Origin of the sequence: Lactobacillus helveticus DSM 20075 = CGMCC 1.1877, assembly GCF_000160855.1 — a bacterium.
Taxonomy (GTDB): domain Bacteria; phylum Bacillota; class Bacilli; order Lactobacillales; family Lactobacillaceae; genus Lactobacillus; species Lactobacillus helveticus.
Window position 1 is genome coordinate 774,813 of record NZ_GG700752.1, and the last position, 7,687, is coordinate 782,499.

Here is a 7,687-nt window from a genome sequence, read left to right on the forward strand (position 1 = left end):
AATCTTTTTATTCTCGAGTAGAAAATAGAAAAAGTGAAATTAATATCGATGATCTGTTAGCGATTTTGAAGCAAAATCATGTTTCTATACGAGATTTCTTCGGCGTGTTTGATCAGTCAATGCAACGCAGCGCAGCATTCAATATTGCTGCATTCAGTCAGCTATTAATAATCGCAATCTTGCATGGCTGAAAAAAGTGCAGACAGACGAACCTGGTTTTGAGGTAGAGTTAACCGCAATTATTGCTACCTTGTTGAATAAGAAGGCTCATCTTTCTGATGCGGCTCGGAGAAAAATAAAAAGCAATTTTGGTAGATTAGGTCAGTGGGATGAAACTGCGTTATGGAATATGGCTAGTTTTATGTCTCTGTATGATACGAATGAGTTAAAAATTTTAATTACAGATATTTGGGAAAATAGGGACAGCATCAACTTGAATAACTCTTCAACCTTAGTTGCACTAGCAAATGTAATGATGAATTATTTAGGGCGCTTGTATCAGGAAAAAGCTCTCGGCGCAGTGCTAGAAACTATCCATTTTATAAAGGATTTGCCAACTAATCCTGTGATTATGTTCCAAAAGTTAGTTGCCATATATTATCTAGCTTTAATTAATCATGATCAAAAACGATTAAATTTAATAATTCAAGTGTTACAGAAAAACGGCTACGATAATTATCTGGTTTGGCTTCCGAAAGGGTGATAACAATGAAAATTGGTGATAGATTACATCAAGTGCGAAATTTGCATGGATTGACGCAAGAGCAAATGGCGGCTGGAATAATTAGTAAGTCGCAATATTGGCGAATAGAAAAAGAATCTAACGCAATTAGAGCAAGCAGTTTAATAAAGATCCTAAATCAAAATAAAATTTCTGTACTCACATTTTTTAAGGATGCTGATGATTCAGGGATTAATAGAAGAGAGCTGCAATATCAGATTACTAATGCATTTTTTGCACGGGATTATAAAAGATTAGAAGAAATTAAAAAGCAGTCGACTAATTCTCAAATGAAGAGACTGTTAAATTGGCTTCTGGCAGAGCTCAGAGGTGAAAGCCAGACTTTTTCCGATGAAGAAAAAAGAAAATTGAGATATAACGTGTGGCAAGTCGAGAGATGGAATGACGATATTTTGTGGTTTTTCTTTCATACTTTGTATTTGTATAAGTATTCCAATTTGGAAGGAATAATCAATGCACTTATTTCGAAGTTCACTAAGAATAAGAAAATTGAAGCTCGTCAGCAACAGTTAATCATAAGTATTGCTGTGCGTTATCTGAATATTTGTTATGAGCAAAATAATGAATATGAAGTGAAAAAGGTGGTTTGCTTTTTACATAAAGTGCCGAAAAATGCTGAGATTGGATTGGCAAAGTTGATTGCGGACTATTATGAAGCCCTGCTGAATAAGAAGAGCTTTGAGGCTGAAGAGATTTAGGATTTAATTAAGGCATGTGGTTATGAGAACTATTTGAGCCTAAATTAGGGGGATGAGATTAGTAAAAAATTAAATTTGCGTTTTTTGATTTCAATTCTGCAGATTAGATTGTGCGATTGAAATTTTAAAATTAAGATAAAACTGATAATATTTGTTATTTATTTTTTGTAAAGTGGAGAATATTAGGATGAATAAGAAGATTAAAGTTACAAGTGCTGCTGCCGCAGCGTTAGCCAGTTTAGTATTGGTGAATGCCAATGTAAATAATGAAGTTAAGGCTGATACTAAGCCGGTTAATGCTACTAAGACTACTCAAAAGGCACAAACACCAGAAGAGGCTGCTCAAGCCAATGTTGATAGTGCGAAGAAGAACGTTGAAGCTGAACAAGGCAACGTAGACAAGGCTAAAGGTGATTTGGATCAAGCTAAAAAAGATGCCGAAAAGCCAGACGCTGACTACAAGGCACAAAGCGACAAGGTCGATGGATTAAAGAAGACTGCTGACCAAAAGAATAATGCATTAACTGATGCTCAAAATAAAGAAAAGGATGCACAAGCTTTAGCTAATGAAGCAAATGATCCAGCTAAGGTTAAGGATGCTAAAGATGCTGTTACTAACCAAGAAGTCGTGGTAAAGGATGCCAATAAGGCAAAAGCCGCTGCGGATAAAGCAGTAAAGGATAAGCAAAAAGAAATTGATGATCTTAAAGGCAAAGTACAATCTGACACTCGAGATGTAAATGATAAGACTGCTGCCAAGAAGCAAGCCGATCAAGCTGTTCAAAATGCTAGCGATGCTTTGAAGGGTACGGGTGTTACTGAAGCTAAAGATGCAGTTGATACTTATCAAAGTAATGTTGATAATTTAACCCAAAATATTAGGCATAACCAAGGCGTATTAAAGCATAATCAAGATGTATTAAAAGGTAATCAAGATAAATTAGAAGTCATTAAGAAGGATCTGGCTCAAGCTAAATCAGATACTCACGTTGCTAAAGTAAAATTAGATACTGATCAAGGTACTTTAGGTCAGAAGACTCAAGATTTGCAAAAGGCTAAGGATTTGGCAAATACTGCAGCTGGATTCTTTAAGTCATTAGCAGAAGACCAATCATTAACTGCTGAACAACGCGAAGATGCTAAGACAGCATATGGTATTTTGATGAATGATGGTAAGTTCAAAGGCATTAATGAAGATGATGTAAAACTTACTTGGTATCACCCTGATCAGCAATTGGGTAAGGATGGGGATGCTACTTCATTAGCTAATATGCAAAGTGCATTAAATGACCTTGATGAATTAGTAAAAGTGAGACATGAATATGGTGTACAATTGCCTCATATTTCATTAACTGCAACTGCTATTGCTATGATGTCCTCTGACTTTGTTAAAATAGCACCTGATTTTAATCACCCTATTAAGCAGACAGAAAGTTATGGACCATTTTGGGAAGATGAGGAAGACATTGCTGCAGGAACAGATTATCCAGAATTTGAACAAGTCCGTTCTTATATGAGTGAAAAGCAATACATCGATGATGCTATTGCAAAAGATGGATCACTTCAAAAATATGCATATGATAATAACAAGCCTTTAACTCAAGATGTATGGAAAAGAAATACTGATTATTGGAATAATCATCTTGGAAAACTAGGATATCAGGAAATTGGACACTACCGATCAATGATAAATCCTTCTCAAAATTCAATTGGTGCAGCTCGTACTACGGGTACTTTGGCAAGTGAGTACGAAGGCTCATCTTCAATTGATATCCTGCAGTCTTCTAATTATGGCGATGAAACATATGTGCATCAATATCCAAGTTTCACTATTGATCAATATAAAGATTTAGTAAATTCATATGTTGCAAATCCTGACAAGGCTAACTTCGTTCAAGCTACTCAAGCTGCAGTTAATAGTGCACAAGGTGTAGTAGATCATGATCATGAAGACTTCAACCATAAGTTTAATGACATCCAAAAGCCATTAGAAGAGCAAGTTAAAAAGTTTAATGAAGCTATTAAAGATAAGAAAGATGCTATTAATAGGATCAATAAGCAAATCTCTGATGATCAAAGTGATTTATCAACTCAAAGAGTTCATTTAAATCAAGCAACAGATAGATATAAAACCTTAACTGCTTCTAATGATAAAAAAGTTAAGAACTATAAGGCTACTGTAAAAGCTCAAAAAGAAGCTGAAACAGCATTAAAGACTGCCAACGATACTTTACCTCAAGCCAAGACCAAGCTTGCTCAAGCTCAAGAAGATCTTCCAACTTTAAAGCAAACTGCTACCGAAAAGGGCAACACTGCTAAGGACGAACAAACAAAGTTAGATCAATTAACCCAACATGTTGTAGATTTAAAGAATGCAGCAACAATTTTAGCCGATGCTAAGAAAGCAGTAACTGGTGCTCAAATTGCATATGATACTGCTAAAAAGAATTATGACGATGCAAATAAAGTCTTGAATGGCGACTGGAAGACCAACAAAGATAAGGCTGACGCTAAAGTAGTCGCGGCACAAAAAGCATACGATGAAACAGTTGCTAAATTACAAGCAGCTAAGAACAAACTTGCTGAAGCACAACAAAAGTTGCAAGACATCTTGGATGCTGAATATGCTCAATCAATCATTACTTCAGGTCCAACAGAAACTAAGAAGACAGATAAGCAAGAACTCGTTAAGACTCCAGAAGTAACCTCAGAAACTAAGACTGATGATATCTCTACTGCTCCTAAGAAGATTCGCTTAACTCACAATGCCTTTGTTTACAACAAGTACGGTAAGTTAATCAGAAAAGGCTTGCACATTAAATGGATTAAGCGCGATAAGCTGGTTAAAGTATTGAAGAATGCTAAGATCGTTAAGATTAATGGCAAGAGATACTACCAAATTGGCGGAAACAAGTTCGTTAAAGTAGCAAACTTTGAAATTACTACTCACGCTGTCCACTTCAAGGCTAGACTCAAGGGCAACAAGAAGGTTAGAGCTTACAACCGTGCAGGTAAGTTTAACAAGCACTACGCACGTCCAAACCATACTTATACCTTTAACGAAAAGGCTAAGATCAATGGTAAGACCTGTTACAAGATTGCTGGAACTAATAACTGGATCCCAGCTAAGAAGTTAGCTTTGAAGAAATAATTAATAGTTAATAAAACAAGAGAACATTAACCAATGTCGGTTAATGTTCTTTTTGTATAGTCGGTAAACTAATAAGGTAAAATGAAAGTGAAGTTATAGTTAAATTTTTAGGAAAAACAAAATGAAAACACAAGAAATCAAAAAAGTTGACGAAATCATGTTTAATCTTCAAGCTTCTGCTGATCCCCAGAAAAAGCTGCTGTAAGCAGAAAAGTTGTTAAAAGAATTAAACCTGATTGATGATCAAACTAATACTGACGAGATTGTACAAGCTTATACTCAAAATATGCATGATCAGCTTAATAAAATTATTAAACGCAAGAATGTTTCATTTAATCAAGCTACCTTAGATTATTTGCAAAAAGATCCCGACAATAATGAACTGGTCATTGCGCCAGCTATACAGCATTTTAAGGAATATGCTCTTATCGTGTTGCGCTTCAATGATCAATTGGTTGCTTGGTGTAATGAAAGGGCTGGCGCAGATTACCGTGTTTTAGCAGAAAATCTGGATCACCATCGCACCAATATTCATAATTTTTGCTTGTCCGACATCAAGATCTTGAATCGTTTAGCTGAAAAGGAACACCAAGCTCCGTTTGCAGTTAGCTCAAAAGAAAATCCTGATCGTACAGATTATGGTCAAGCAATCGTGAAGTTTTGTTGTGAGAATGTTTGTGAGGCCATAAAAAATGAATAATCAAGTAACTGAAAACCTATTTACTCAACAGATTCTCAGTTTTTTGTGCTTTCATGAAAAAGTCTTCCATACAGAAGATTCCAAGCTTTTTATAGAAAAACAAAATACTATATAAAGTGAGAAAATGAGGTGTAAATATGACGATCGGACAACAACTTAAGAAAACACGACTTTTATTCGGCTTAACACAAGAAGAAATGAGTGCAGGAATTGTCAGTAAATCTTTTTATTCCAGAGTTGAAAGAGATAAAAATGCCATCACTATCAACAAACTAATTGCAATGTTAAATGCCAATAATATATCTTTGAATGATTTCTTTAGAACATTTGATAATGAAGGGTTGCCAGAACTCAAAGTGCAAAGAAAAATTTACACAGCGTATAATGAACGTAATATTATTGAGCTACATCAGATAGAAAAGTCTCTCTCTTCTAAAAACGATGTGCTATTTTATAAAACGAAGTTGATAATTGCTACATTAGAATATCGTTCAATTGAAATACCTGATTCAATTTGTAAGCAATTAAAACCTAATTTAATAGATCATGATCTGAATGACCAAGATTTTTGGGATTTGGCAATTGGCGTGTCTTTGTATAAATTTAATGAATTGACTTTATTGATGAATTACATTATTGATCATTTCTCCAAGCTGAATCTAGATAATCCTCAGGTGACCATATCATTAATGAACCTATTGATTGCGTATTTGGATCGGTCTAAAAGTATCTGCCAGAAGCTAAAAAGGCTTTGAATTTTGCTAATAAAATTCCAAATGATTTCGAAATTACTTTTCATAAATTGATCATTAAATATTACTCAGCTCTAATAAATAAAAATTATGAATTAGCTCAAGGCATAATCGATCTTTTGCAAATTTGTGGTTATCAAAGCTATGCTGATATGTTGCCCCAAGTTAATAGAGGATCAAAATGATCAGCGAGCGCTTAAAAGAAGTGCGGTGTTCATTGCACTTTTCACAAAAACAAATGACAGAAAAAGTGCTAGATCGGTAATTCTATTCTCGAGTGGAAAATGATTGTAGTGAAATTAGCGTTAATGATTTAATCAAATTGCTGCATCACCATCGAATTCCAGTAGCGAATTTTTGGGAAGGGTTTGGAGCAACATCAACTGATGTTTTGATTTTTCAGAGTCAAATCACTAATACGTATTTAAATAAAGATGTAGCTGTTTTGCAAAATCTATATGCTAATGCCAATTTTGCTGATGCAAAGTTGTCCGCATATTAATCAAACGGCTGAATGGTGTCGGTTTAAATGCAAAAGATCGGAAATTCAGTTATAGTTTCTTGAATGAAGAAAACTGGAATATTGAAAATCTCTGGCTGGTTCTTCATATGCTAGATTTGTATGAGTTTGCTGATTTAAAAATATTGGTCGAGACTATTTTTCACAAAATAATGCATAAGAAGACTGATGAATATTCTATGCAATTAGTCGCTCAGATTGCCCTTAAGTATTTAGAAATTTGTTTTAAAAATCAAAATACAATTAATTAAATTGAAAGTGCTATCACATTTTTGCAAAAAATACCTAAAACAACTAATTTTGCAATTTATAGGATAGCAGCGGAGTATTATAATAGATTGGTTAACTATGATCAAAAAGTGTGCTGATAAAATAGCAAGCTTATTAGGTAGAAATTAGAGGCAAGAAATGACGATTGGTGAAGCGTTAAAACAAACTCGTTTGCATGCAGGATTGACGCAAGAAGAGATGGCAGCAGGAATTATTTCAGAATCATTCTATTCAAAGGTAGAAAGAGACATTCATGAAATCGATGCGAACGTGCTAATCAAGATTTTAGGGAAGCATCATTTTGATGTAGTAAGCTTTTTCAGCCAGGTTAATAATTCTGGTAATACACTTGACCCGGATTTTGATTTGATGAATCAAATTAGTTTTGCTCAAAATCGAAAAGACTTGAAAAAGCTAGATGAAATTGCGGCAAAAATTGCAAATCGGGGGGGTACACGTCAACCTAGTTTCTGGCTGAAGTTTAGACTAGAGAATGCATATGGCTGGGTGCTTCATTCAGATAAGCGGATTAGTCCTGAACTGAAGAGAAAGGTAAAAGCAATTATCATAGACGAAGATTGGAACAGAACGGCCTATCATTACTTGAGTCAAGCCGTGATTTTCTTAGATATTGATGATGCTTACCAATTGGTTGATTCCGCTTTTCGTTCCTATGAGAAGAATCCTGCCACCGATACGTTCACTTTGCAGTTTGTGGCGATGATTGCTGTTAATTTCTTGAATTGTTGCTTTCATAAGAATGCTAGCAAAAAATATACCGATCGTGCGATTCAGTTTTTGCGAGAATTGCCGGTCGATGGAGCTATTGGGATTAATAGCGTGCTTGGCACTTA

General features: G+C 34.9%; 7 protein-coding genes and 1 pseudogene. All 8 read left to right on the forward strand.

Annotation, left to right across the window (positions count from 1 at the left end; genetic code table 11):
- A pseudogene (locus HMPREF0518_RS10410) lies at positions 1 to 191 on the forward strand (transcriptional regulator); the annotation flags it as partial.
- Positions 192 to 196: 5 nt separating this feature from the next.
- Positions 197 to 703: a hypothetical protein gene (locus tag HMPREF0518_RS03665; RefSeq protein WP_003626201.1), complete on the forward strand. Its 507-nt coding sequence runs from the start codon at positions 197 to 199 to the stop codon at positions 701 to 703.
- A 5-nt stretch (positions 704 to 708) separates the two neighbouring features.
- The gene (locus tag HMPREF0518_RS03670) at positions 709 to 1,440 is read left to right on the forward strand and encodes a helix-turn-helix domain-containing protein (protein ID WP_003626203.1); all 732 of its coding nucleotides are present in this window, start codon (positions 709 to 711) and stop codon (positions 1,438 to 1,440) included.
- A gap of 187 nt (positions 1,441 to 1,627) precedes the next feature.
- Positions 1,628 to 4,591: an SLAP domain-containing protein gene (locus HMPREF0518_RS03675; protein ID WP_003626205.1), complete on the forward strand. Its 2,964-nt coding sequence runs from the start codon at positions 1,628 to 1,630 to the stop codon at positions 4,589 to 4,591.
- 214 nt (positions 4,592 to 4,805) lie between these two features.
- A complete protein-coding gene (locus HMPREF0518_RS03680) occupies positions 4,806 to 5,291 on the forward strand; it encodes a DUF3232 domain-containing protein (protein ID WP_003626209.1) in 486 nt (161 codons plus the stop codon).
- A 137-nt stretch (positions 5,292 to 5,428) separates the two neighbouring features.
- Positions 5,429 to 6,046, forward strand: a complete 618-nt coding sequence (locus tag HMPREF0518_RS03685; protein ID WP_003626213.1) for a helix-turn-helix domain-containing protein — start codon at positions 5,429 to 5,431, stop codon at positions 6,044 to 6,046.
- 274 nt (positions 6,047 to 6,320) lie between these two features.
- Positions 6,321 to 6,545: a hypothetical protein gene (locus HMPREF0518_RS03690; protein ID WP_003626218.1), complete on the forward strand. Its 225-nt coding sequence runs from the start codon at positions 6,321 to 6,323 to the stop codon at positions 6,543 to 6,545.
- A 426-nt stretch (positions 6,546 to 6,971) separates the two neighbouring features.
- The coding region (locus tag HMPREF0518_RS03700; protein WP_003626222.1) for a helix-turn-helix domain-containing protein at positions 6,972 to 7,687 on the forward strand (716 nt) is incomplete at its 3' end.